This window comes from Streptomyces sp. NPDC003027 (assembly GCF_053591435.1).
Genome location: NZ_JBSFTU010000045.1, coordinates 1 through 25349, shown reverse-complemented (window position 1 = coordinate 25349; position 25349 = coordinate 1). Strand labels below are relative to the sequence as shown.

Here is a 25349-nt window from a genome sequence, read left to right as displayed (position 1 = left end):
GGCGCCCGACCGTGTCCCACGGTCGGGCGCCCTGCCGGTCAGGTGCGGGTCCAGCGCTGGTTGCCGCCGTTCGAGCAGGAGTAGAGCTGGATCAGGGTGCCGTTGGCGGTGCCGTTGGCGGCGGCGTCGAGGCAGAGGCCGGACTGGACTCCGACGATGGATCCGTCCGAGTTGAGGCGCCACTTCTGGTTGTCGCCACCCCAGCAGCTGTAGATCTGGACCTTGGCGCCGTTGCCGGTCCCGGCGGCGTCCAGGCACGTGTCGCCGTAGACCCTGAGCTCGCCTCCGGCGGTGTAGGCCCACTGCTGGTTCGTGCGGTTGTCGCAGTCCCACAGGTTCACCTGGGTGCCGTCGGTGGTGGTGGCACCGGGCACGTCCAGGCAGCGGCCTGAACCGACGCCCTTGATCTGTCCCGAACCGGGCGACGGAGCGGGGAAGGCGGCGTTGAGTGCGTGGAGGACGGCGGTGTAGGCCGGCTTCTCGCTGCCGTCGCCGTTGAACAGCAGCGGTGAGTGCTCCGGTCGCCAGGAGTCGGTGTCGCGCACACCCCAGACGGTGATGCCGAGGCAGCGCGGGACGGCCAGGCAGTCGTTGGTCACGTGGGCGTAGGTCGTGGCCGAGGCGCCCTGGATGTCGAGTTCGGTGATGGCCACATCGACGCCGAGGGCGGCGAAACTCCGCAGCGTGGTGCGGAAGTTGCTGTTGTAGGGGCTGTCGCTGTTGAAGTGGGACTGGAAGCCGACGCAGTCGATCGGCACGCCGCGCTGCTTGAAGTCCCGGACCATGGCGTACATGGCCTGGGTCTTGGCCCAGGTCCAGTTCTCGACGTTGTAGTCGTTGTAGCAGAGCTTGGCGGCCGGGTCGGCGGCGCGCGCGGTGCGGAAGGCGACCTCGATCCAGTCGTTGCCGGTGCGCTGCAGGTTGGAGTCGCGCCGGGCTCCCGAGGTGCCGTCGGCGAAGGCCTCGTTCACGACGTCCCACTGAGCGATCTTGCCCTTGTAGTGGGCCATCACGCCGTTGATGTGGTTGATCATCGCCTGGCGCAGCGTGCTGCCGCTGAGGCTCCGCATCCAGCCGGGCTGCTGGGAGTGCCAGGCCAGGGTATGGCCGCGCACCTGTTTGCCGTTCCGCACCGCCCAGTTGTGGACGCGGTCACCGGCGGCGAAGTCGAACTGGCCCCGCTGGGGTTCGGTGGCGTCGATCTTCATCTCGTTCTCGGCCGTCACCGAGGTGAACTCGCGGGCCGCGATCGCCGTGTACGCCGAGTCGCCCAGCCTGCCCGAGGCGACGGCGGTGCCGAAGTAACGACCGCTCTGCGCCGCCGCGGCGCCGAGCGTGCTCTCGGCGGCGTGTGCGGTCGGCGGCGCCACCAGCGCGGCGACCTGACCGAGGACGCCGACGACCAGGGCGAGTAACAGACCGCCTGTCTTTTGGCGGACGGTGGGCGGGCGAATGGCATGTGAGCCCATGACTGAGCCTCCAGGAGAGAGATCACGGAAGGATGAGAGCGCGGCGGAGTGAATCCGCGTGAGCGGCGCCCGCGTTCACTGGCGACGGACGCTCACCATCAGGGCGGGGCGATCGGCACTGGCATCAGACACCCGGACGGACGATCTCGACCGGCACGGACAGCACCCGGTCGGCCGCCGGGTGACGTACCGGGCCCTCCAGAGTGAAGGAACCCTGGAGCGGAAGATCGCCGCTGGACCGGCCGACCGCCACGCCGATCTCCCCCGGCTCCACTCTTCTTCGCAGGTCGAGCCCGGTGAAAGAGGTCCGGTCGGCGTGGACGGAGAAGGTGATCCGGGCGGCCGCGCCCGGCCGGAGCTCGACCCTGCAGAATCCGGCGAGCCACCGCTGCGGCCGGACGACGGACGCCACGGGGTCCGAGAGGTACAGCTGCACCACCTCGGTCCCGGGCACCTCGCCGACGTTGCGTACGGTGACCGAAACGGCGACGGTCCCGTCCGTCGCCGCGACGGGATCCACCGAGAGGTCCGAGCAGGTGAAGCTCGTCCAGCTCAGCCCATGTCCGAAGGGGAACAGCGGAGTCGGGTCCACCGAGCTCCAGTCGGTGCGCCCGCCGAGCCTGGCACGCAGGTAGGTGCCGGGCTGGCCGCCGGCCTGGCGGGGGATGGAGACGGGCAGCCGCCCGGTCGGCTCCGCCGCCCCGCTGATGATCCGGGCCAGCGCCGTCCCCCCCTCCTCTCCGGGGAAGAAGGCCTGCACCACGGCCGATGCGCGCTCGGCCGGCGTGCCGAGCGCGTAGGGCCGTCCGGAGACGAGGACCAGGACGGTCGGCACCCCGGAGTCCAGAACGGCGGAGGCGAGTGCGGCCTGGTCGCCGGGCAGGTCGAGGGTCTCCGCGTCGCAGCCCTCTCCGGAGGTGCCCCGGCCGAACATGCCGGCCCGGTCCCCGAGCACCAGCACGTTCACGTCCGGATCGTCCGCGGTGACCGTGAACCCGGCGGCGGTGAGCGCCTCGCCGAGCGTCGGGATCTCCAGCCCGAGGTCGCCGGGCAGCGCGACGTGGTTGGGGAAGGAGTAGCAGCCGAGGAAGGACCGGGGGTCGTCGGCGTACGGCCCGCTGATCGCGACCCGGCACGGCCGCAGCGGCAGGGTGCCGTCGTTGGCGAGCAGCACGGTGGACCGTTCGGCCAGGAGCCTGGCCAGCGCCCGGTTCTCCGGCGGGTCGAGGTCGACCGGTTCGGGCTCGACGGGTTCCCAGCCGGGGTCGAGCAGGCCGAGCCCGGCCTTCTGCAGCAGGACCCGTTCCGCGGCCCGGTCGATGAGCTCCTCGGATACGCTTCCCGACCGCACGAGTTCGGTCAGCGGCTCGCCGTAGCAGCGGGCCGTGGGCAGCTCGACGTCGATTCCGGCCGTCAGCGCCAGCGCGCCGGCCGCGCCGCGCGATCCGGTGACGCCGTGCCGGGTCTCCAGGAAGGAGACGGCGTAGTAGTCGGCGACGACCACACCGCCGAAGCCGAGCTCATCCCTGAGCAGTTCGGTCAGCAGCCGTTCGTCGGCGGCCACCGGGACGCCGTCCACGTCGGTGTAGCTGTTCATCACCGACCGGGCGCCTCCCTCGCGCAGTGCCCGTACGAAAGGCTCGACCAGCACGTCGGCGAACTCGCGCGGCCCCGAGGCGACGGGGGCCATGTTCCGGCCGCCGCGCGAGGCCGAGTACCCGGCGAAGTGCTTGAGCGTCGCCACGATCCCCGCGCCTTCCAAGCCCTGCACATAGGCGGTGCCGATCGCTCCGACGAGATAGGGATCCTCGCCGATGCACTCCTCTGTCCTGCCCCACCGGTAGTCGCGGACCACGTCGAGCACCGGAGCCAGCCCTTGGTGGACGCCGACGCGCCGCATCCCCGCGCCGATGGCGGCGGCCATCCGGCGCACGAGCCCGGGATCGAAGGACGCGCCCCAGGCCAGCGGCCCGGGGAAGACTGTCGCCCCGAAGGTCATGAACCCGGTCAGGCACTCCTCGTGAGCGACCGCCGGGATCCCGAACCGGCCGCATCCGGTCACCTGCCGCTGGAGCGAGGCGAGCCGCTCCATCCCGGCTTCCGCGGTGATCGGCGCGGTGCCGTACACCCGGGTGAGCTGGCCGAGCCCGTGGGCGGCGATGTCGTCGAGGCCGGGCGCGGACTCGCCGGAATCGTCCTCCATCGGCGCGACGGGTGTTCCCGGATCCGACGGCAACGCCCAGAAGCCGGCGAGCTGACCCGCCTTCTCCTCCAGCGTCATCCGTCTCAGCAGATCGGCGACTCGCACGGACGCGGGCAGGAGAGCGTCACGCCAGGGCTCGGTCAAGGGGTTCTCCTAAGGAACACGGGGCGGGGCGGTGGAGAGACGGACCTTGAGCTCGGTCGAGAGCTCCATCCGGGGGCTGACCAGCGGCTGGTTCTCCAGGAGTTGGAACAGGGTGCGGGCGGCGAGCCGGCCCATCTCCTCCAGCGGCTGGCGCACCGTCGTCAGCGGCGGTGACAGCCATGCACACATCGGCAGGTCGTCGAAGCCGACCACGCTGAGGTCCTCCGGGATGCTCAGCCCGAGCTGCCGGGCGGCTTCATAGACGCCCATCGCCTGCTGGTCGCTGCCGGCGAAGACGGCGGTCGGCGGCTCGGGGAGGGCGAGCAGTTCCTGGGCGCACCGGAACCCGCCCTCGTGCTGGAAGTCGCCGAACCGGATCAGGTCGCGGTCGACCTCGATCCCGGCCCGCTCCAGCGCGGCCCGGTATCCGTCGATGCGGGCCTGGCTGCAGAGCATCTCCTTGCGCCCGCCGATCGCGGCGATCCGGTGGTGTCCCAGCTCCAGCAGGTGCTCGGTGGCGGCGAGGCCGCCCGCCCAGTTGGTCGCGCCGATGCTCGGCACACCGTTGCCCGGCAGGTCGATCGGGTCGATGACGACCAGCGCCACCCCGGCCCGTTCGACCTGGGCGCGCTGGGCCTGGGTGACCGAGGCGGTGACGAGGATGACGCCGTCGCTGTGGTGCAGGACCGGCAGCGCGGCCCAGCTCGACGGCGTGGCCTCGCCCGGCGGGACGAGCGACACGACGGTGCCGACGCTCCGCAGGGCGCACTCGGCCTCGACGCCGCGCAGTATCTCCACCGCCCATGCGCTGTCCAGTCCGCCGATGATCAAGTCGACCAGGCCTGACCTGCGGGCCCTGCCATGCCGGCCCGGGGGCAGGTAGTGGTGGGATCGCAGCAGGCTCTCGATCCGTTCCCGTGTCGAGGGTGCGACATCGGAACGGCCGTTGATCACCTTGGACACGGTGGCCTGGGAGACCCCCGCCTCCGCGGCGATGACCGCCAGGGTCGGACGCTGCTCGCTCAACTTCTCTCCTCCGCGCGGACCTGCGCTGGCGACACATATCGCAAACTTTCGAAGAGTTTCCGGTCGGCGTGACCTGCTTGTCAACCAAAAAGCGCTGCCGTTTTCGCATATGAATCAGCGTCAGGTCGTGATCGGGAAGCCCTGCGTTTCTCATTTGTGCCAGCACGGAATTCGAGAGTTTTACGAAAGGTTTTCGAGTGTGCATCGGCATCCCCACCCCGGAGGTCCCCTGGCCAGCACCGCCCCGAGCCGACGAAGCTGTCTGGCGCTCTCGGGCCTGACCGCACCGTCCGTCCCGCTGGCGGCCTGCGGCGGTGACGACTCCGAGGAACATGTACCTGTTCTTCGCCGGCGACAACGGCAAGACCTACCGGGCCGGCATGCCGATCGGGAACTTCCCGGGCGTGCCACGGGTCCGGCTCCCGGGCGGAGCCGGACGAACGGGCTCGGCGGAAGGCCGAGCCCGCCGTGGGACGACCTCGACACCGAGGGCTCGCCCCCTTCCCACGTGGTGTCTTCCGCCGAAGCCCCTGAGGACTTGCCACTATGGGACGGCGTCCGTCGAGGAGGCGCGGCGGCGGTGACGGGGAGGCGCGAGATGAGCACGGACTCCTGTACGGCAGGGCCCTGGCCGCAGGGCGGCCGCCCATGAGCGCCGGAGCCTCGACGGGGCCGGCCCGCACCCCCGCCGATCGTCTGGCACAGGCGGCGGCCGTCGTCTTCGACACCGACGGGGTGATCACCGACTCGGCACGCCTCCACGCGGCCGCGTGGAAAGAGGCGTTCGACGCCTGTCTGCGAGCCCACCCGCCGACCGATCCCCAGGCGCGCCGGCCGTTCGACCAGGACGACTATCTGCGGTACGTCGACGGCAGAACCCGCATGGACGGGGCCGCATCCTTCCTCGCCGCACGGAAGGTCGCCCTGCCCCTCGGCACCCTGGACGACCCCCCGGGCACCGACACCGTGGGCGCCGTGGCCGCCCGCAAGGAACGGCTCTTCACGGAACGCCTGAGAACCCGGGGCGTCGACGCCTATCCGGGGACCCTGCGTCTGCTGCGACGGCTGCGCGAGCGAGATGTCGCCATGGCGGCCGCGTCGGCGTCCCGGCACGCCGGAGAACTGCTCGAGCGGTCCGGAACCCTGCCGTACTTCACCGCGGTGGTCGACGGAACCGAGGCGACCCGGCTCGGCCTGCCGGGCAAGCCCGCCCCCGACCTGTTCCTCGAGGCCGCCCGCCGGCTCCACGCCCCTCCCGGACGTACGGCGGTGATCGAGGACTCCCTGGCGGGGGTGGAGGCCGGCAGGCGCGGCGGCTTCGGCCTCGTGGTCGGCGTCGATCGTACGGCCGGCACCACCTACCGGGACGCTCTCCTCGAACGCGGCGCCGACCTCGCCGTCACCGACCTGTCCGAACTGCTCACCGACTCCACCGAGGGCTGACGATGGCCGAGCACATCCCGGAGACCAACCACAGCTGGGAGTACGAGGGCTACGATCCGGGCCGGGAGCGGCTGCGAGAGGCCCTGTGCACCCTCGGCAACGGCTACATGGCCACCCGGGGCGCCGCACCCGAGTGCGTGGCCGACGCCGTGCACTACCCCGGCACGTACGCCGCGGGCTGCTACAACCGGCTCACCTCGGACATCGCCGGCCGCCAGGTCGAGAACGAGGACATGGTCAACCTGCCCAACTGGCTCCCCCTGCGCTTCCGCATCCACAGCCCGCAGGGGGACACGTCGTGGTTCACACCCGACTCCGACGCGCTGCGGGAGCACCACCAGCGTCTCGATCTGCGCACCGGCGTCCTGGAGCGCACGGTGAAGTACGAGGTCGACGGCGGCGTGCTCGCCGTCCATCAGCTGCGCCTCGTCCACATGGGGGACCCGCACCTGGCCGCCCTGCGGACCGAGTTCACCGCGGAGGGAGGCTGGTCCGGCGACATCGAGGTGGAAGCCGCCCTCGACGGTTCGGTGACCAACAGCGGAGTGGCCCGCTACCAGCAGCTCAACGGCAACCACCTGGTCCACGTCAACGCCGGTGACGGGGGAGCCGACACCGTCTGGCTGCGCTGCCGGACCAGTACGTCCGACATCCGGATCGGTCTCGCCGCCCGTACCACGTCCGACCAGCCCATGGCCGAGGCCCGGACCGCCCACGAGCCGCTTCGGGCCGTGCAGACGCTCCGGCTGAGTCTGACCCCGTCGGGCGGCCCCCGCGCGGTCGACAAGGTCGTCGCCCTGTACACCTCTCGCGATCCCGCCATCAGCGACCCGCTCCACGCGGCGATCGACACGGTCGAGCGCGCTCCCGCCTTCACCGACCTGCTCGACTCGCACCGAGCGGCCTGGCGTCAGCTCTGGCGCCGGGCGGACCTGGACGTGCCGGGGGACGTCGGCCGCGTCCTGCGGCTGCATCTCTTCCACGTCCTGCAGACCCTGTCGCCCCACACGGCCGAGCTGGACGTCGGAGTCCCGGCCAGAGGGCTGCACGGTGAGGCCTACCGGGGGCACGTCTTCTGGGACGAACTGTTCGTCCTTCCGTATCTGAACCTGCACCTGCCGGAAGTGTCCCGTGCGCTGCTGCTCTACCGCCACCGGCGACTGGGACGAGCCCGCAACGCCGCTCGCGACCTGGGCAGAGCGGGCGCCCTCTACCCGTGGCAGAGCGGCAGCGACGGCCGCGAGGAGACACAGCAGCTGCACCTCAACCCCCACTCGGGCCGGTGGCTTCCCGACTACTCGCATCTCCAGCACCACGTCGGATCGGCGATCGCGTACAACATCTGGCGGTACTACGAAGCCACCGGCGACGACGAGTTCCTGCACACCAAGGGCGCCGAGATGCTGACGCAGATCGCCCGCTTCTGGGCCGACTCGGCCACCTACGACGCCGACACCGACCGCTATCGCATCCTCGGCGTCATGGGGCCGGACGAGTACCACGACTCCTACCCCGACCGTCTCACGCCGGGTCTCGACGACAACGCCTACACCAACGTCAGCGCGGCCTGGGTGCTCGGCCGTGCCCTGCATCTGCTGGAGGAACTGCCCGCACCACGGCGGGTGGAGCTGTGCGAGCGGATCGGTCTCGACGACCGGGAGACCGCCTTGTGGGAGGACGTGTCGCGCAAACTGCGCGTGCCGTTCCACGACGGGGTGATCAGCCAGTTCGACGGCTTCGGCCGGCTGGCGGAGCTCGACTGGGACGCCTACCGGGCCCGGTACGGCAACATCAGGCGGCTCGACCGGATCCTGGAGGCGGAGGGAGACACCGTCAACCGCTACCAGGCGTCGAAGCAGGCCGATGTGCTGATGCTCGGCTACCTCTTCTCACCCACGGAACTGGCAGGCATCTTCCGCCGGCTCGGCTACGAGCTGGACGACGCGACGTGGAGCCGCACCGTCGACTACTACCTCCGCCGCACCAGCCACGGGTCGACCCTCAGCGGCCTCGTGCACGGCTGGGTCCTGGCCCGTGTGCGCCGGGGGGAGGCGTGGACGTACGTCCAGGAGGCGATCGAGGGAGATGTCGCCGACCTCCAGGGCGGCACCACGGAAGAGGGCATCCACCTGGGTGCGATGGCCGGCACGATCGACCTGGTCCAGCGTGGCCTGACCGGCCTGGAGACCCGGGCCGACGCCCTGTGGCTGGACCCGGTGCCCTCGCCGAGCTTCACCGAGTACGGATTCTCCATCCGCTACCGGGGGCACTGGGGGGTGGGGCTGCGGGTCCGGCCGGGCTGGATGCGGGTCAGCGTGCCGCCCTCGGACATGTCACCGATCGACGTCCGCCTGCGCGACCGCGCCGTGTCGGTGGAGCCGGGCGAATCGGTCGAGCTGCGCCTCACGACCCGGTGAACCCGCACCGCGCCACGCCCCGCCACCAGGCGGTTCCTGTCACGTGAGCTGGCGCCGCACCAGGTCGTGCAGGAAGCCCGCCGGGTCGGCGAGCAGCGCCGCCGGTGCGCCCTGCTCGACGATCCGGCCGTCCGACATGACGATCACGCGGTCGGCGTCCATGACCGTGGACAGCCGGTGGGCGATCACCAGGCGGCTGGATTCGAGGCTCCGCGTGCTCTCGATCACGATGCGCTGGGTCTCGTTGTCCAGCGCGCTGGTCGCCTCGTCGAAGAACAGGATGCGCGGGCGCCGGACCAGGGCCTGCGCGATCATCAACCGCTGGCGCTGCCCGCCCGAGATGGCCCCGCCGCCGGAGATCAGGGTGTGCAGACCCATCGGCATCCGCTTGATGTCCTCCGCGAGACCCGCCATCGTGGCCGCCTCCCACACCTCCTCCTCGGTGAAGCTCTCGGCGCCGCAGATGCACTCCAGGATCGATCCCGTCAGCGGCTGCGCGTTCTGCAGCACCACCCCGCACTGCCGGCGGACGGCCGCCTGGTCGAGAGCGGCCAGGTCCTGACCGTCGTACAGCACGCTGCCGGACGTCGGCCGGTCGAAGCCGATGAGCAGCCGCAGGAGCGTCGACTTCCCGCAGCCGCTCGGGCCGACGATCGCCACGAACTCGCCCGGACGTACCTCCAGGGACACGTCGTCGAGCACCAGCGGGCCGTCGTCCGAGTAGCGGAAGGACAGTCCACGGGCCTCGATCCCGCCGGACAGCGCACCGGGCTGCGCGCCCGCTCCGCGGACCTCCGGCGCCTCGTCCAGGAGCGGCTTGACCTGCTCGAACATCGGCATCACGGCGGCGGCCGAGACCAGCGCTCCGGTCACCTGGGTGACGGAGGTCAGCAGCATGGTCAGGGCGGTGCTGAAGGTCAGGAACGCTCCGGCCGACATGCTGCCGCGGGCCGGCCCCGCCAGCAGCATGAACATCGTGAGCGAGCAGAGCGGCAGACAGACCGCGTCGAGGACCGTGGTCAGGTTCCTGATCCGGCCCGCCCGCTGCTGCAGCTCCCTGGAGCGGGCGAACTCCCGCGCCCAGGCCGCGTAGGCGAAGCTCTCCGCCGCGGCGACCCGCAGCTTCGGCAGCCCGCGCAGGGTCTGGTACGCCTGGTTGTTGAGCTTGTTGCCGAGCTCGACCAGTTGCCGCTGCCACCGCAGCTGCCACAAGCCCATGCCGAGGAACACCGCCGCGGCGACGGCCAGCATCGCGAGGGCCACCAGGGCGAGCGACACGCTGTAGCAGAACAGCAGGACGACGTTCATCGCACCGACCGTGCAGGCCTGCACGACCACGGGACCGACTCCGGACAGCACCCTGCGGATGGCGCTGATGCCCATCGCCGCGCTCGCCAGCTCCCCGGTGGAGCGCTCGGCGAAGAACGCCGTCGGCAGCCGCAGCAGCCTGTCCCACACAGCGGGTTGCAGGGTCGCCTCGACACGGCCCTCCAGCCTGAGGACGGTCAGGTTCTGCAACAGCGTGAACGCCGCGGTGACCACACTCGTGACCATGACGGCGAGCGAGACCTGGACGATGAGACCGCTCTCGCCCTTCGGTACGTACACGCCGAGCACCCGGCCGGTGGCGATCGGCACCAGAGCGCCCAGGCCCACCGTCACCAGACCGGCGAGGAGCAGGTTCCGCAGGTCCGTCCGTGTCCCGCGCATGCTGAAGCGGAGCAACCGCCACGGCGTCATCGGCCGGTCCGGGAGCGGTCGGTAGAACATGACGGCCCGCGGCTCGAACTCGTCGGCGTTCTCCCGGCCGATGCGCTGCCGCCGCCCGGTGGACGCGTTGACCGCCTCGTACCGCCCGCGCCGCCACAGCAGCGCGACCGGCGCTCCCGACTTGGCGCGATGCCCCACCAAGGGTCCGCTGTCCGTCCGCCACCAGTCCCCGGCGAGCCGGACGGCGCGGGTACGGACACGCGAGCTCGACGCGAGGCGTTCGACCGGCGTGACGCGCTCGTTCGCGGCGCCGCCTCGCGGGGGATCGGCGAGGTCGATTCCGGCCGCGGCGGCGACGAGACGGCAGACGGCGTACTCCGCTTCGTCGTCGCCTGCGGCCGCGCCCGCGGTCGAGCCGTCCACCCGCACGCCACCGCGCCGGCCCCGGTCCGGTCCGCCGATGGAGGCCAGCAGTGCCTCGTCCGCGCGGGCGCGGACGGCCGCGCCCGCCTTGATGCCCTGCGCGGTCCGGTCCTCGTGGGCGCGTTCGAGACCCTCGATCCACCGGTCCACGGCGAACAGCAACCGCTGCTGCTGGTTCACCATGCGCTGCCACATCGCGCCGTCGATCAGCAGATCGGCTGCCGCCTCCGCGCTGAGGGACGCGCCGTAGCGGACACTGCCCGGTTCGACCGACATCCACAGGATGTCGTCGTCGGCCATGGTCTCGTCACCGGCGGGGCGGCCGTTCAGCGGAGCTTCGAACAGCACGCTCAGGGCGCGGCCCGTGCCGAGGGCGAAGGCGTGCTCCAACGGCGTCGGCGGTGTCGGCGGGACACCGTACCCTCCGTAGGCGTACGCCTCGTCCTGGCCGTACACGCCGTGCGGACCGGTTGAGCCGTACGGCCCGTACGAGCCGTACGAGCCGTACTCCGCTCCGTATCCACCGTGCGCCCCGTACACCCCGTCGTGCTCCGGCCGGTACAGCTCCCGCAGCGCGATCCGGCGCATCAGGCAGTCCTGCGACGGCCTGCCCAGCAGTGTGTGCTGCGGCCCCTCGACCGGCCCGAGCAGCAGGCTCCCCGCCTCCAGACGGCCGAGGAAATGCCACTGGCCCTGCTGGACGGGGTCGTACGCGAACAGGTCCAGGGCTCCGGCCACGACGAGCCATAGCACCTGCGGCCCCTCCAGCGGAAGGGTGCGCAGGCCCGCGCAGTCGACGGGCGTACCGAGGCCGCCCAAGGCGTGGATCACCATGTCCGTACCGCCCTGTCCGGCGGCGGCGTACCCGGACGGATCCGCGGGCTGGTGGTGAACGGATGACACGTCAGTGCTCCTTGACCAGCGCGGCGTACGGCCCCCCGGCGGCGACCAACTCGTCGTGGCGGCCGCGTTCGACGACCGAGCCGTGGTCGAGGACCAGGATCTCGTCGCTGTCCCGGACCGTGCTCAGCCGGTGGGCGATGACGACGCACGCGCAGCCGCGCCGTCGCAGATTGTCGATGATCACGCGTTCCGTCTCCGCGTCCAGCGCGCTGGTGACCTCGTCGAGGACCAGGATGCTCGGCTGCCGCACCAGCGCCCTGGCGATCTCCAGGCGCTGCCGCTGGCCGCCGGAGAAGTTCCGGCCGTCCTGCTCGACCCGGCCGTGGATGCCCTCCGGCCGCCGTGCGATCACGTCGTACAGCGCGGCGTCCTTGAGGGCGGTGACGACCGCCTCGTCCGGTATCGACGGGTCCCACAGCGCCACGTTGTCCCGGACCGTGCCTTCGAAGAGGAAGACGTCCTGGTCGACGAAGGAGACGGACGCCGCGAGCGCGCCACGCGGAATGTCCTCAAGGCGCCGGCCGTCGATGCGGATCGTCCCCTCCCACGGGCTGTACAGGCCGGAGATCAGCCGGGAGACGGTGGACTTGCCGCTGCCGGAGCCGCCGACGAGCGCGATCTGCCGCCCCGGGCCCACCGTCAGGGAGAAGTCGCTGAGCAGCGGCTTGTCGAGCGGGCTGTATCCGAACGTGATGTTCTCCAGCGCCACATGACCCCTGAGCCGGCGCGTGCTCTCCTCGGTGTCGCGGCCCCAGTACACCGAGTCGACCGGGAAGTTCTCGACGTCCTTCAGCCGGGCCACGTCGGCGGCGAAGTCCTGGATCCTTCCCGCCACCCCGTTGAGCCGGGTGATCGGCGCGGTGAAGCGCGTCACCAGCGCCTGGAACGCGACGAGCAGGCCGATCGAGATGTGGCCCTCCACCGCCCGCAGTCCGCCGATCCAGAGGATCAGCGCGCTGTTGAGCGTCGCGAGGGTCGGCGCCACAACGCCGAGGACGGCGCTCGGCACGCCGAGGCGCTGCTGCACCTCCAGGGTGGTGGCGTGCTGTCCCGCCCACCGGCGGAAGAAGCCGTTCTCACCGCCGGTGGCCTTCATCGTCTCGATGAGCTGAAGACCCGTGTACGACGTCGTGGTGAGCCGGGCGCTGTCCGCGCGCAGCTTCTGCGTGTCGTTGGCGCGCAGCCGGATCACGATCCGCATCGCGACCACGTTGAGCAGCGCGATCAGCACCCCGACGACGGTGAGTTGGGGGTCGTACGACCAGAGCAGGACGGCGTAGAGGATCACCACGATGCCGTCCACCCCGGCTGCGGCGAGGTCCCTGGCCAGTGTCTCGGCGACGGCGTCGTTGGACTGCAGGCGCTGCACGAGATCGGCCGGACTGCGCTGGGCGAAGAAGGTGACGGGCAGCCGCATCAGGTGCCGCAGGAACCGGGCGCTGCTCAGGGTGGACGAGATGATCCGTCCGCGCAGCAGGTTCGCCTGCTGTACGCCGGTCAGCACGGCGGTGAGCGCCACCAGCGCGGCCATCGACGCGAAGAGCGGGCCGAGGAGGGACGTCTGCTCGCCGATCAGGAAGCGGTCGATGTACGTACGGCTCAGCGCGGGCGCCGCGGCGCCGACGGCGACCAGCAGGAGGCTCGCGAGCAGGGTGGCGAGCAGGGTGCCGGTGGTACCGCGCAGCCTGGCGGGCAGGGCGCGCAGGATGCCGGGCTTGCGGCCGCCCGGCCGGAAGGAGGCGGTGGGTTCGAAGATCAGGGCGACACCCGTGAAGCTGGTGTCGAAGTCCTCCGTCGGCACGAAGCGGCGGCCCTTGTCGGGGTCGTTGATGTGCACGCCGCCGCGCCGGAGGCCCCGGCCCATGCCGTCGTAGACGACGTAGTGGTTGAACTCCCAGAACAGGATGGCCGGCGGTCGCACCGCGGCGAGCGCGGCCGGTTCCATCTGCATGCCCTTGGCCTGCAGGCCGTACGAGCGCGCCGCCTTGAGGACGTTGCTGGCCCGCGAGCCGTCACGGGACACCCCGCACGCGATGCGCAGTTCCTCCAGCGGCACGTGCCGGCCGTAGTGGGCGAGGACCATGGCCAGGGCGGCGGCGCCGCACTCGACGGCCTCCATCTGGAGGACCGTGGGCGTGCGCACGGCCTTGTGCCTCGTCGCCTTCTGCCTCTTCGCCCTCGGCGTGGGCCTTCCGCGCTGGGCCCGCCGGCCGCCGGGCGCGGCCTCCGGGCGGTGCCGGCGGCGGCCGGCCGGGGGCAGCTGCTGAGTCGTCATGGGAGCAGCCAATCGATCGGGTGCTGTGCGGCCAGCCGGACGGTGGCGCCGGCCGGCGTCATCGACTCCAGCCGGAACGGCGGGCCTCCGGCGGAGGACCAGGCGTAGCCGGACGCGGTGTTCTCGGCGCGTTCGAGCCGTACGAGGACGGGGACGGGACGCCCCTGCCGGGCGAGTTGTTCGCCGAGCTGGCCACTGCCGAGGAAGGCCGCGATCTGCTGGGCGGTCTGGGCGGTGCGGCCGACGGACTTCACCCGGCCGCGCAGCACGCCGTACTGGCGGGCCGCGACCGACTGGACGCTCAGGTCCACCGCCGCGCCGACGGGAACGGTCGACGCGCCGTCGGCCGGGACGTAGATGACGGCCATCAGCGGGTCGTCGGGGCGGGTGACGCGTTCGACCGCCGCCACGTCGGCGCCGACGGTGACCACGGAGCCGATCCCGGTGACCAGGGCCGTCAACCGGCCCGCGGCGAGGGTGCGGACGACGACGTCGGTTCCCCGCGCGGTACGGAGCTTCAGAAGAGGGGCGTCGGCGGGAAGTCGCGCGCCCTCCTCGGCGAGTACGTCGGTGACCTGTCCGGCGACGGGGCTCTGCAGGACGTAGCTGCCCTGCGCGTGGGTGAGGATCCCGGGGGCTTCGAGGGTGGTCGAGACCGTTCCGGTCATGGCCCAGAAGGTCGCGGCGATCATCACGACGACCGTCACGGACAGAACGAGCCAACCCTGGGGGCGGGCGAAGCGCACCGGCAGGTCGATGTCCTCGGAGGACCGCAGTTTGGAAAGGGCCTGTTGGCGGAACTGCACGACACTCTTCCTCGACTGCGTTGCTGCACGGTTCTGTTCGCTCCGGGGGAGCGACGCGGCGTATGCCCCGGATCCGAGCGGATCCGGGGCATACGGCGGGTTCGGACGTCCGAGAGATCAGACGCCGGCGATCGTCGCGGAGGCGATGCCCGCGAGCGGCGCGGTGTTCAGGCCGGTGACGCCCTCCAGGGTGCCGACGGCGGTGGCGGCCAGGGGAGCGACCTCCGGGAAGATGCCGTTGACAGCGACGGTGGAGTGGGCGACCACGCCGCCACCGAGGCCACCGGACACGTTGTCCAGGTCGGCGTCGGAGATCTCCTGGGTGGGGACGAAGTTCATGATGTGAGTTTCCCTTCACATGGGGACGTATCGAAACAACCGCGAACGCACGGGCCGGACCGGTGGCGCCGATCCGGAGGGGGAACTTCCGCGGTGTGCTGGATCAAAGCACGTCGACCTGACGGCCAGCCAATCGAACAACGGCTTCAACGTGCATGTACCGGCCCGGAATTGCCGTGACGTGCATATCCGTCCATGAGTTGGTGCCACCTTCTTCACAGGATCACCCGACTCGGCTCGCCTTCCGCCGCCGCTCCCTTGAGCCGGAACAAGACATTCCGCATCAGACGGGTCGAGGGCCGTCCCGTGCCACCCCGTCCCTCGGGTGGGTGATCGGGAGAGCGTGTGTTCCCTGCGTATTCGGTGTGCAGATCAGGCGACCGCCGCAGGACGTCGCTTTTCTCCCCGGAGTTCCGAAGTTCCTGAGTTCCCGGGAATCGGCGGAAGGAACTCTCTGTCCGCACAGACGGAAAGGGCCGCACAACGGAGTTGTGCGGCCCGGGTGAAACGCTGCGATGTCTTACAGAGGATGCGGGTGCTACGGATATGTCCGTACGTCATCGTTGTACTCACGGGCCCGTTCCCGCACCAGCTCCGGCAGGGTCCCCGCGGCGAGGTCCGCCAGTGTCGTCCCCTCCAGGACATGACGCAGACTGGCGCGCACCGCGCGCCACACATCCGGCATGGGCGCCGCCGCGCCCTGGTACTCGAGACCCGTCAGCTTCAGGTCGCGCACGCTGACCAGCGGGCCGTCCATCGCGCGGATCACGTCCGCGAGGGTGATCTCCGCCGGCGGCCTGGCCAGCGTGTAACCGCCCTCGGGCCCGCGCACACTCCGTACCAGCCGGGCCTGACGCAACTCGCTGAGGACGACGAAGAGGAAGCGGACGGGGATGTCCTGGCGGCCGGCGATGTCCTCCGCCTTGAGCGGGTGCTCCGTCGAGCAGGCCAGCTCCGCCATGGCGCGGACCGCGTAGTCCGTTCTTGCTGAGATCCTCACCGACTCAATGTCTCACGACTGGCGGGAAATCGATCCGGCACAACCGCCGACCGGAGGCCGAGGGCTGGGCGGGCTTGTCACTTCACATTGTTCATCGACATAGTGAACTTCACGGTGGACGCCCGCCTACCGTGAACCACCCCGTGCAAGGCCCGCCTTGGAGCCGGAGGTATCCGTGGTGTCCGCTGAACCGCGATCGACCGTGGCAGTCGTCGGAGCAGGTGCGGCCGGGGCGCTCGTCGCCGTCCAGCTGTGCGAGACGGCGGCACGACGGCGCACCCCGCTCGACCTGGTCCTGATCGATCCCGCGCCGGAGGCGGGCCGCGGCACCGCCTACGCCACCGAGGTCCCCGAACACCGGCTCAACGTCCCCGTCGGCGGGATGAGTTGCTACCCCGACGACCCCGGCCACTTCCAGCGCTGGCTCTGCCGGCACGGCGAACCGACCGTCACGGCCGGGGACTTCGCCTCGCGCTACCGCTACGGCTCCTACCTCGCCGACACCCTCGGACGCGCCGTCATCACCGCGCACGGCACGGTCGCCGTGCGCCGGCTGCGGACGAGGGCGACACACTGCGCGGACACGGCCGACGGGCGCCTCGAACTCCGCCTCTCCGACGGCGGCACGATGACGGCCGACAGCGTGGTCCTCGCCACCGGCCCGGCAGCGGGCACGGCAGGCTGGGCGCCGGCGGAGCTGCGCGGATCCGACCGGTTCATCGCCCGCCCCTGGGCGCCGGGCGCGCTCGACAAGGTGGCGGAGACCGACGACGTCCTCCTGGTCGGCACCGGCCTCACCGCCGTCGACCTCGCACTCGTCCTCGACCGCCCCGGCCGCACCGTGCACGCCGTGTCGCGCGGCGGACTCCTGCCCCGGCCGCACGCTGTCTCCCCGTTGCCGCCCGTACCGCCGCCCCCCGGGCTGAAAGACCTCCCGCTCCACCGAATCCGGTCGGTCCTACGCCGTCATCTGGCCACGACGCTGCGCGACCACGGCGACTGGCGGCCCGCCCTCGACGGGCTGCGCCCCCACATCGCCGAGCTCTGGCAGGCCCTCGGCGACGACGACCGGGCCGAGTTCCTCGGCCGCGACGCCACCCGGTGGAACGTCCACCGGCACCGGATGGCGCCCACCACCGCCGAGACCGTCGACCGAGCCCGCGCCGCCCGCCGGCTCCGCGTCCACACCGGCCGTATCGCGTCCGCCGAGCCGTGCGACGACGGCCGGCTCGCCGTGTCCCTGGCCGACGGCCGCGTCCTGACCGTGGGGTGGGTGGTGGACTGCACCGGGCCCGGTCTGCGGCTCGACACGGCCGGCGACCCGCTGTGGGGCGGGCTGCTCGCCGCCGGGCTCGCGGTGCCCGGACCGCTGGGCATCGGCGTCGCCACCGACGGGGGCCGCCTCCTCGACGCCCAGGGGCACACCCGGCGGGCCCTGTTCACCCTGGGCGCGCCCCGCCGCGGCGAGCTGTGGGAGACCACCGCGATCCCGGAGATCCGGACGCAGGCCCGGGACCTCGCCGAGGCCCTCCTCGCCCCGCTCGCCCCCGCCCCACGGCCGGCCCGGCGCCGCCCCACCGACCAGTTCGGTCTGCCGCTCTCCACCCATGCCGCCGCGGCCGCGTCCTTCCGTACCGGACTGACCCGGGTGATCACCGTACGGGCCAAGGCCGCCGACGCGTTCGTACGCGCCACCGAACTCGACCCCGGCTTCGCCCTCGGCCACGCCGCGCTCGCCCTGCTCGGGCACGAGTGCGGCGCGGAGGTCGACGTGGCCCGGCGACTGGCCGACGCCCAGCGCGCCGTACGGGAACGCGGCGACGAGCGGGAACGCTCCTTCGTCGACGTCGTCACCCGCCGCATCCGGTCGCACGAGGGCGGTGGGAGCGCGGCGCACCGGGGCGGGGGAGCGTCCGACGGCGACACGGCGCTCGTCGGCCACCTCGACCGCCACCCCGGCGACGCCCTCGCGCTCAGTGCCGCCGTCCCCACCATCGCCTTCTCCGGCGTCGGCGACCTCGACGGCACACTGGCGCAGCGGCTGGTGGCGCACACCGCACCGGCCTACGGCGGCCACTGGTTCCACACCTCGCTCCTCGCCTTCCTCCGCCAGGAGGAAGGGCACGTCGACGAGGCGGGCGCCCTCGCCCGCGTGGCGCTCGCCGCCGAACCCGCCTCCGGCCACGCGGTCCACGCCCTCGCCCACGTCCACTACGAGTCCGGCGACCACCGGACCGGCCGTGACTGGCTCGACGACTGGATCGGCGGCCAGGGGCGCGGCGCCGTCCACCGGGCGCACTTCTCCTGGCACGTCGCGCTGCACGAACTCGCCCTCGACGACTCGGCCGCGGTGCGCCGCCGCTGGTACGCGCAGCTCGCCCCGTGCCGGGTGAACGGCGTACGCGCCCTCGTCGACTCCGGATCGCTCCTGTGGCGGGCCAGGATGACCCGGAACTGGACGGGCCGCATGCCCGTCGACGGCGTACTCGACGCGGTCGCCGTCGACCTGGTCGAACGTCCGTCGACGGCGTTCACGGCGCTGCACAGCGCCGTCGCCCTCACCGCGGCCGGAGACCTGCCCGCGCTCCGGCGCCTGCGCACCCACGCGGGCCAGGCCGACCCTGTGCAGCGCGAGGTCGTCGAGCCGCTGTGCCGGGCGCTGGAGGCCGTACTGGAGGAGCGGTGGACGACCGCCGTGCGGGGCCTTCGCGCGCTGCTGCCCTCCCTGCGCCGCGTCGGCGGCAGCGCCGCCCAGCGCGAGGTCGTCGAGGAGACCCTGCTCTACGCCCTGATGGAGGCGGGCCACAGCGACGCCGCCCGCCATCTCCTCGAAGAACGCCTCGACCGCCGGTCCTCCCCGCTGGACCGCCGGCGCCTGGCCGACCTGCGGGGGTGAGCGGGCCGCCTCCTAGAGGGTGGTGACCATCCGGTGCAGCAGCTCCGCGGCCGCGTGGGCGAAGGACGGCTCGTTGATGTGGGCGTCGATCTCGACCACCTCGACCGGGCTGCCGCGCAGCCCGTCCCTCAGCGCGTCGAAGAGGACTTCGTCCGTGACCGGATCGTGGTACGGCCGGCCCGGCGCCCCCAGTGTCGACAGCCCGCGCAGCGGCAGGCACACCGCGGTCGGCCCCGTGGCCTCCCGCAGCTTCGCCGCGACACGCCTGCCGAGTTCGGCGCACTCCGACGGCGTCGTACGGACCACGCTGATGGAGGGGTTGTGCACCCGTACGTCGCGGTCCCGCACGCGCGCGGGGACGGTGTCGAGCGGGCCGAACTTCACCATGTCCAGCGCGCCGGGGCTCACCACCTGGGGGACACCGCGGCGCCCGGCGGCGAGAAGCCGGTCCGGGCCCGCCGTCAGGATGCCCCCGCAGAGGTCGTCGGCCAGCTCGCAGAGCGTCAGATCCAGCACACCCGCGAACAGCCGCTGGTCGGCGAGCGATTCGAGGGTGCGCCCGCCCGTGCCGCTGGCGTGGAAGACCAGCACCTCATAGCCGCGCTCGGTGAGCCACCCGCGGGCCGCGTCGACGCCGGGCGTCGTCACCCCGGCCATGCTCGCGGCTATCAGCGGCCGGGCGCCGTCGTCCTCCCCGGCAGCCCCGCGTTTCGCACCGCGTCGGCCGAGGTCCGCCGGCCGCACGGCCCGGGAGCCGGAGGCGGCGGCGAAACCACGCGCCATGGCGGCGACCGCGTCGACGGCGTTCGCCAGGATCGGAGCCGACAGGCGGTTCACCCCGGCGATGTCGACCACGCTGTACATCATCGTGATGTCCGCGGAGCCGATGTACGGCGAGACGTCGCCCGAGGCCATCGAGGAGACCATCACCTTCGGCACCCCGAGCGGCAGCATCCGCATCGCCCGCGTCGCGAGAGACGTACCACCGCTGCCGCCGACGGCCAGCACTCCGTGCAGCCGGCCCTCGGCGTACAGCCGCAGCACGATCTCGGCGGCGCCCCGGGCCATCGTCGTCACGGCCGCGCCACGGTCGCCCTCGGCGCGCAACCGCTCCAGATCCGCCCCCGCCGCCCGGGCCACCTCGGCGCGCGGGACGTCCGCGTGGATCCGCGGCGCGCCGATCACTCCGGCGTCCACCACCACGACCTCGACGCCCTGCTCCAGCAGCCGCTCCCGCAGCCAGCCGTACTCCAGCCCTTTGGTGTCCAGGGTCCCCACCAGCACAACGACCGCCATCCCCGTACTGTCCGGGGAAACATGGCGCGAACACAAGAGCGTGGCCGAGAATCACCGGGACCGCGCGCCTGGGTCGGACACCTCCTAGGAGGCGAAGCCTCCGATGACCGCGCCCATGTCGTAGCCGTACAGCTCACGCTCGCACGCACCGCACACGCTGGGAGCGTGCTCGCCCAGGGACCACAGCCGCGGCGGGAGGTCGTCCCCGCGCCCGTGCGCCAGGTACAGGTCTTCCGGCCCGATGGAGGACCGCAGCACCTTCGGGTTGGCGACGAGCTGAGTCGTACCGTCGACCGTGCCCGGGGTCGCCTGGAGCAGACGGCCGTTGTCGACGCCGTTGCTGCGGTGGAAGTACCACTTGCCCTGGTACCGCGTGACGCCCTGGATCTTGTGCCACAACGCCTCGCCGTCGAACGTCGGGCCCGCCGGCAGTCCGTAGGCGAGATCCGCGTTCGCGACCGTACCGGGCGCGCCCTCGACCGCGGTGGTCAGCGCCGCCATCGGGTACGTTCCCACGCGACCTCGGCTGTCGCCGCCCTTGTTGGTGTTGCAGTACTCGCCGAGGATCAGATGATGCGCGTCGGTCCGGTCGAGGGAGACGTACGACGCCTTCGGACGGCCGGTGGCATAGCACTGGTTCATGGACGTGTCCCCGGTGGGCTTCGGCGCGGTGAACCGCAGCGTGGCCACCTGCGGCATGACGTACCGGTAGCCGTAGCCGTACCAGACGTTGTTCTGCCGGCCGATCCGCTTCTTGTCCACGACGTTGCTGACCAGACCGTCCGGCGTCGGGTCGTTGACGGCGGCGTTGCCGTCGGGGTTGAGGTCCATGATCCTGCGGAGGTCGAAGACCCGCATACCGTTGAAGGTGTCGGCGACGTAGAGGTAGTTGCCGTACCAGACCATCCCGCCGGCGTGGATGCCGTTCTGCGCCGCGCAGCTCTCCGTCACGGTGGTGGTGCACGTCCCCTCGCGCGCGTGGAGGGCGTCGAAGGAGATGTTGTTCTTCGAGTTCAGGTACGGCCAGACCAGCAGGACGTGGCGGTACTTCTTGGTGGCCTGGTTGAAGAAGCTGACCCGGACGCCCTTCTCGTTGCAGGCGTCGGACGCGGTGTCCTTGAGACAGTTGCCGGCCTGCGAGGCGTAGTCGCTGCGGCCCGGGTTCTCCGCGTCGTAGGAGCCCACCGCGATGGGGTCGGCGGGGGAGGCGCCCCAGTCCTCGTCCTCCACGGCGTCGGAGACGCCGGTGATGGCCTGGGGGATCCACTCGGAGGAGGTCGCGTCGTCGGTCTCCCAGCAGACCCGGTGGTGGGGGGTGAGGTCGGGGCCGTAGATGCCGGCGGTGCCGCAGGCGTCGTCCCAGTCCGCCGTCCGGTTCGCCTGCTCCATCAGCTTGGTCAGGCCCTGCTCGGGCAGCGCCGCGTCCAGCTGGTTCACCAGACCGGTCAGGGAGGGCCCCGCCTCCAGCCGGAAGTCTCCGGCGCGGCCGGGGAGCACCGCCCCGAGTGCCTGGGTCTCCGCCGGAGCCTGCGTACCGGCCAGGTCGTCCTGCTCGGCAGCCGGTTCGTCGGCGAAGCCGTCGTCCGGCATGCTCTCCACGGGCTCGTCGGCCGTGACCGCCGACGTCGCCGCGCGCGGGGAGGCGACCGCCCCGGAGGGGACGATCCCGGAGAGCATCGCGCCGGCCAGTACCGCTCCGACGGCCAGGCGCGCGGGGCGCGACCGTAGTCTCATGGTGAGGGGCCTTTCGTTGGAGAACGAGCTGTTCAAGGGGTAACTGACTGCTCATCAGTCACGCAGGCCACTCACGCTAACAATCTGACGAGGGATCATCGCGGGATATGTGATGACGGTCACCGCGGAACGGGCCCGCCCCGGGTCACGCCGGAGGCCGCCGGCCAGGTGCCGGGGCGCCGTCCTCTGGTCAGGAGCGCCGTGTCCTGTGCCGGAGCGCCACGGATCACGGCGGCCGGTTGTCTCGCCGTCGCGGACCGAGCCCTGGTCCGAGCCCCGGTTCTGGTCCCGGTCGCCCCGGCCCTCCTGTGGCCCGCCCGCGAGAACCCTCCGCCGGAGCCTCCTCCATGTCACCGCGCACTCACGCGCGCGTGGATGGATCCTGGGGGTAGGAAGAGAGGCGCGGGCCGTCCTGCGCGGCCCGGCGTCGCGAGGAGGCAGACCATGACACGGACCCTTGAGTGGACGGTCGGCCTGGAACTGGTCGAGGAGGACGGCAGGACCAGGGCCGAGGCGCATCTGGACACCGGCACGTCGCACCTCACCGGCCGCGGCAGCGCACGGTGCAACCCGGCCGACGTGGATGTACCGGCGATCGGTGACGAGCTGGCCGCGAGCCGGGCCATGAAGGATCTGGCCGGACAGCTGATGCGGGAGGCCAACCGCGAGATGGAGGCGGCGGGCGCGGGGACGGTCCCCCAGCACACCGGCCCCGGATACGGCTGGCCGGAGGCGGTCTCCTGACCTGACGGGATCGCCCGGGCCCGCGCCGAGACGCCCTGTCCATCCAGGGCCGGCCCGGCGACGGGCGCGGACGTGTGCCCGGGACGATCCTCGCGGACCGGAAGGTGCCCGGGACGATCCTCGCGGACCGGAAGGCGAACGCCCGAGCGACCGGGCCCGTCGGCCACGCGCCGGCGGGCCCGGCCGTCGGCGCGTGGCCGTGCGCCCGCTGCCATGATCCGGTCGCCGTGACCGGAGGCCCCGGCGGTCAGGCCTCCGGCGTCGCCGCCGCGTCCTCGGCGGGCCGTTGACCGTAACCCTCCACCGTGGCCCCGGCCTCGCCTCCGGCCTCCCGATCGGCCTCTTCGTCGTCGTACGTGAGGCGGTCGGCGACCTCCACGACCCCGTCCACGTCCTCGCAGAGCCGTACGAAGACCGGCGCGAGGTTCTTGCTCGGCAGGGTGCCGCTGAGGGTCACCCGGCCCTCTTCGACGTCGATGTGGAGCGCGGCGGGGGAGAGCCGGAGGATGCGAGTGACCACGTCCTCGACGATCTCCTCCTGGATTGCCCGGTCACGCCGGAGGAACAGCTGCAGCAGATCGCTGCGGCTGAGGACCCCGATGAGCTGCCCGTCCGAGTCCACCACCGGCAGCCGCTTGACCCGGTGCCGTTCCATGACCCGGGCCGCCTCGACCGCCGTCCACGAGGGCCGCGCCACCACGACCGGGCTGGACATCATGGCCTCGGCGGTGCTCGGCCCGTCCTTCGCGGTGTGCCGCCGCAGCAGGTCCGCCTCGGACACGACGCCGATCGGACGGTGCGCCTCGTCGACGACCGGGACGGCGGTGATCCCGTACTCGTCGAGGAGGCGCGCGATCTCCTTGAACGGGGTCCCCGGCTGCACCGCCACCGCGGTCGGCGTCATCAGGTCGGCCACACTGCGGTGCCTCATGGTCGGTCCCGTCCCTTTCTCCGCTCCTGTGTCCATGATCCCTCACATGGACACAGGAGCCGGGGTACGGCCGGGCCGGACCGTTCCTAGTCGAACGGGTCGAGCGTGACGTACGCCTGCCGGGGGTTCCCGTCGTGCACCAGTGACTCGTGCGCGCCCACGTCGTCGAAGGCGAAACCGTACGCCTTGCCGTCCACCATCTGGGCGTGGATCTTGCGGGAGTAGTGGTTGGTCACCACGTCCTTGTAGAACCCGGCCGACGAGGTGTCCGGCTGGTTCGGGTTGGTCAGGAGGGTGGAGCGGTTGTAACCGGCGCACAGCGTACGGGAGATCGGGCCGCGGACCTGGTCGTTCGGGGCGTCGAGCAGCTTGTGGCAGCCGAAGACGCTGTCGGAGTCGGGCTTCTGGAACGACGTGACGAGCGCCCCGGAGCCGTTGGTGAAGTTCATGACGTTGCCGGAGACCCGGCCGTAGTACTTCACCGACGGCTGGTTCGCGAAGGGGGCCACCGTCAGGGTGGAGGTGGCGTACTTCGTCCACACGCGGTCGATGTAGTCGTTCATGGCGTTCGCGGGAAGCGCCCCCGCCCCGATGCCGTGTCCCGGTGACAGCGCGCGCAGCACGGTGCCGTCGGCGCGGGTCTGGACGAGGTTCGCCCAGCCACCGGGCTGGCCCCGCAGCGCGTCGAAGAAGCCCCGGTAGCCGCCCGGCTTGAGCCGGCCCGTGCTCGCGACGGTTCCGTCCGGGCGCTTGACGCCGACGGCGTACGGTGCGGAGACCATGTCGACCTGGGTGCTGTTGATCCACAGGCCCGAGTCGTTGAGCGTGTACTCGGACCAGTTGAACAGGATGTTCCGGTTGGGGTCGCTCGGGTTCTGGACCGCGGGCTGGACGAGACCGCCCGTCGCGAGCTTGAAGACGAGCTTCTGTCCGTAACTGAAGTAGATCCGGCCCGAGAACTTCGGCAGCCGGATCGTCATGGACCCGCCGGCGGCCGGTCCCGTGATCGAGGCGTCGGGGGCGGGGACGGGGGTCGAGCCGCCGGCCGGCCACGGGTGGAAGGTGCCGTTCGCGTCGGCCCAGCCCTGGCGGCCGGTGGAGAGCTCGGTGCCGAGGTTGTAGACGTACACCTGCTCGCCGCGGCCCGAGTTGTTGGTGAAGGTGAGCGGAATGGTGGTGGGGACGGCGGCGGCCCGGACGGTGGGCGAGGGGCCGGCCACGCTGAGGGCGGTGCCGATCAGCGCGGCGACGGCGAGCGGGGAGAGCAGGCGGAGCCCGCGTCGATGGCGCAAGGGCATGGGGAGCTCCTCGGGGGTGGGGGGCGTGGGGGTGGTGAGGAGAGCTGCGAGCACGTTCTGAGAGCGCTCTCAGAATGGTGAGAATGTTGTGAGCCTGTCAATGGTTGTGACATCTCCGGGTCACGGCCGCCCCTGCCTCAGGATCCTCCCCCATGGCGATCGAGAGGCAGGGCGGCGCTGGAGTGGCTCGCGAAAGGCTAGGGCCTTTCGTTTGGATCAGGCCGGATCAGGGAGCGGGGTCTGGTGCATGGGGTCTCCCCAGGCCCGCCAGGGCCGAGGGGACGGATCGCAA

16 protein-coding genes and 1 pseudogene are annotated in these 25349 nt (G+C 71.8%); 5 read left to right on the top strand and 12 right to left on the bottom strand.

The genetic code is table 11. The annotated features are described in order from the left end of the window. Positions 1–38: 38 nt before the first annotated feature. The 3 genes from ACWDX6_RS25825 to ACWDX6_RS25815 all read right to left on the bottom strand — a co-directional run bounded on the left by ACWDX6_RS25825 (position 39) and on the right by ACWDX6_RS25815 (position 4842). On the bottom strand, positions 39–1469 hold the full coding sequence (locus tag ACWDX6_RS25825; protein WP_451487266.1) for an endo-1,4-beta-xylanase: 1431 nt from the start codon (positions 1467–1469) through the stop codon (positions 39–41). Between the two features lie 124 nt (positions 1470–1593). Then, complete coding sequence (locus tag ACWDX6_RS25820) at positions 1594–3816, bottom strand: glycoside hydrolase family 3 N-terminal domain-containing protein (RefSeq protein WP_451487265.1); 2223 nt, start codon at positions 3814–3816, stop codon at positions 1594–1596. A 9-nt stretch (positions 3817–3825) separates the two neighbouring features. Further along, positions 3826–4842: a LacI family DNA-binding transcriptional regulator gene (locus ACWDX6_RS25815; RefSeq protein WP_451487264.1), complete on the bottom strand. Its 1017-nt coding sequence runs from the start codon at positions 4840–4842 to the stop codon at positions 3826–3828. 326 nt (positions 4843–5168) lie between these two features. Here ACWDX6_RS25815 and ACWDX6_RS25810 point away from each other — a divergent pair. The 3 genes and pseudogenes from ACWDX6_RS25810 to ACWDX6_RS25800 all read left to right on the top strand — a co-directional run. After that, a pseudogene (locus tag ACWDX6_RS25810) lies at positions 5169–5246 on the top strand (non-reducing end alpha-L-arabinofuranosidase family hydrolase); the annotation flags it as partial. Between the two features lie 244 nt (positions 5247–5490). Further along, entirely contained in the window at positions 5491–6285 is a 795-nt protein-coding gene (locus tag ACWDX6_RS25805; RefSeq protein WP_451487263.1) for an HAD family hydrolase, read from the top strand. 2 nt (positions 6286–6287) lie between these two features. Further along, on the top strand, positions 6288–8702 hold the full coding sequence (locus tag ACWDX6_RS25800; RefSeq protein WP_451487262.1) for a glycoside hydrolase family 65 protein: 2415 nt from the start codon (positions 6288–6290) through the stop codon (positions 8700–8702). Positions 8703–8741: 39 nt separating this feature from the next. Here ACWDX6_RS25800 and ACWDX6_RS25795 read toward each other — a convergent pair whose 3' ends face one another. The 5 genes from ACWDX6_RS25795 to ACWDX6_RS25775 all read right to left on the bottom strand — a co-directional run bounded on the left by ACWDX6_RS25795 (position 8742) and on the right by ACWDX6_RS25775 (position 16158). Then, positions 8742–11669, bottom strand: a complete 2928-nt coding sequence (locus tag ACWDX6_RS25795; protein ID WP_451487289.1) for an NHLP bacteriocin export ABC transporter permease/ATPase subunit — start codon at positions 11667–11669, stop codon at positions 8742–8744. 70 nt (positions 11670–11739) lie between these two features. Beyond that, complete coding sequence (locus ACWDX6_RS25790) at positions 11740–14013, bottom strand: NHLP family bacteriocin export ABC transporter peptidase/permease/ATPase subunit (protein ID WP_451487261.1); 2274 nt, start codon at positions 14011–14013, stop codon at positions 11740–11742. After that, a complete protein-coding gene (locus tag ACWDX6_RS25785) occupies positions 14010–14819 on the bottom strand; it encodes an HlyD family efflux transporter periplasmic adaptor subunit (RefSeq protein WP_451487260.1) in 810 nt (269 codons plus the stop codon). The genes ACWDX6_RS25790 and ACWDX6_RS25785 overlap by 4 nt, the downstream gene beginning before the upstream one ends. Positions 14820–14936: 117 nt before the next feature. After that, positions 14937–15158 (bottom strand): type A2 lantipeptide, encoded by a 222-nt coding sequence (locus ACWDX6_RS25780; RefSeq protein ID WP_451487259.1) that lies wholly within the window; start codon positions 15156–15158, stop codon positions 14937–14939. A 538-nt stretch (positions 15159–15696) separates the two neighbouring features. Next, the gene (locus ACWDX6_RS25775; protein WP_451487258.1) at positions 15697–16158 is read right to left on the bottom strand and encodes an RrF2 family transcriptional regulator; all 462 of its coding nucleotides are present in this window, start codon (positions 16156–16158) and stop codon (positions 15697–15699) included. A gap of 175 nt (positions 16159–16333) precedes the next feature. Between ACWDX6_RS25775 and ACWDX6_RS25770 the strand changes: the two genes are divergently transcribed. Then, positions 16334–19054, top strand: a complete 2721-nt coding sequence (locus ACWDX6_RS25770) for an FAD/NAD(P)-binding protein (protein WP_451487257.1) — start codon at positions 16334–16336, stop codon at positions 19052–19054. Positions 19055–19066: 12 nt separating this feature from the next. Here ACWDX6_RS25770 and ACWDX6_RS25765 read toward each other — a convergent pair whose 3' ends face one another. Both ACWDX6_RS25765 and ACWDX6_RS25760 read right to left on the bottom strand, forming a co-directional pair. Further along, entirely contained in the window at positions 19067–20350 is a 1284-nt protein-coding gene (locus tag ACWDX6_RS25765) for a Tm-1-like ATP-binding domain-containing protein (protein WP_451487256.1), read from the bottom strand. 84 nt (positions 20351–20434) lie between these two features. Continuing rightward, positions 20435–22084 carry a hypothetical protein gene (locus tag ACWDX6_RS25760; protein ID WP_451487255.1) on the bottom strand — a complete coding sequence of 550 codons (1650 nt, stop codon included), beginning with the start codon at positions 22082–22084 and terminating at the stop codon, positions 20435–20437. 444 nt (positions 22085–22528) lie between these two features. On the opposite strand from ACWDX6_RS25760, the gene ACWDX6_RS25755 reads away from it, so the two are divergent. Continuing rightward, on the top strand, positions 22529–22828 hold the full coding sequence (locus ACWDX6_RS25755) for a DUF1876 domain-containing protein (RefSeq protein ID WP_403292376.1): 300 nt from the start codon (positions 22529–22531) through the stop codon (positions 22826–22828). A gap of 247 nt (positions 22829–23075) precedes the next feature. On the opposite strand, the gene ACWDX6_RS25750 is transcribed toward ACWDX6_RS25755, so the two are convergent. Continuing rightward, the gene (locus tag ACWDX6_RS25750) at positions 23076–23759 is read right to left on the bottom strand and encodes a CBS domain-containing protein (RefSeq protein ID WP_451487254.1); all 684 of its coding nucleotides are present in this window, start codon (positions 23757–23759) and stop codon (positions 23076–23078) included. 86 nt (positions 23760–23845) lie between these two features. After that, the gene (locus ACWDX6_RS25745; RefSeq protein WP_451487253.1) at positions 23846–25057 is read right to left on the bottom strand and encodes a glycoside hydrolase family 64 protein; all 1212 of its coding nucleotides are present in this window, start codon (positions 25055–25057) and stop codon (positions 23846–23848) included. Between the last annotated feature and the right edge of the window lie 292 nt (positions 25058–25349).

Bases quoted from the DNA above. Each gene is read 5' to 3' on its own strand.
- ACWDX6_RS25825 (WP_451487266.1), bottom strand. From the start codon at position 1,469: ATGGGCTCACATGCCATTCGCCCGCCCACCGTCCGCCAAAAGACAGGC.
- ACWDX6_RS25805 (WP_451487263.1), top strand. From the start codon at position 5,491: ATGAGCGCCGGAGCCTCGACGGGGCCGGCCCGCACCCCCGCCGATCGT.
- ACWDX6_RS25800 (WP_451487262.1), top strand. From the start codon at position 6,288: ATGGCCGAGCACATCCCGGAGACCAACCACAGCTGGGAGTACGAGGGC.
- ACWDX6_RS25795 (WP_451487289.1), bottom strand. From the start codon at position 11,669: ATGGTGATCCACGCCTTGGGCGGCCTCGGTACGCCCGTCGACTGCGCG.
- ACWDX6_RS25790 (WP_451487261.1), bottom strand. From the start codon at position 14,013: ATGACGACTCAGCAGCTGCCCCCGGCCGGCCGCCGCCGGCACCGCCCG.
- ACWDX6_RS25780 (WP_451487259.1), bottom strand. From the start codon at position 15,158: ATGAACTTCGTCCCCACCCAGGAGATCTCCGACGCCGACCTGGACAAC.
- ACWDX6_RS25765 (WP_451487256.1), bottom strand. From the start codon at position 20,350: ATGGCGGTCGTTGTGCTGGTGGGGACCCTGGACACCAAAGGGCTGGAG.
- ACWDX6_RS25760 (WP_451487255.1), bottom strand. From the start codon at position 22,084: ATGAGACTACGGTCGCGCCCCGCGCGCCTGGCCGTCGGAGCGGTACTG.
- ACWDX6_RS25755 (WP_403292376.1), top strand. From the start codon at position 22,529: ATGACACGGACCCTTGAGTGGACGGTCGGCCTGGAACTGGTCGAGGAG.
- ACWDX6_RS25750 (WP_451487254.1), bottom strand. From the start codon at position 23,759: ATGAGGCACCGCAGTGTGGCCGACCTGATGACGCCGACCGCGGTGGCG.
- ACWDX6_RS25745 (WP_451487253.1), bottom strand. From the start codon at position 25,057: ATGCCCTTGCGCCATCGACGCGGGCTCCGCCTGCTCTCCCCGCTCGCC.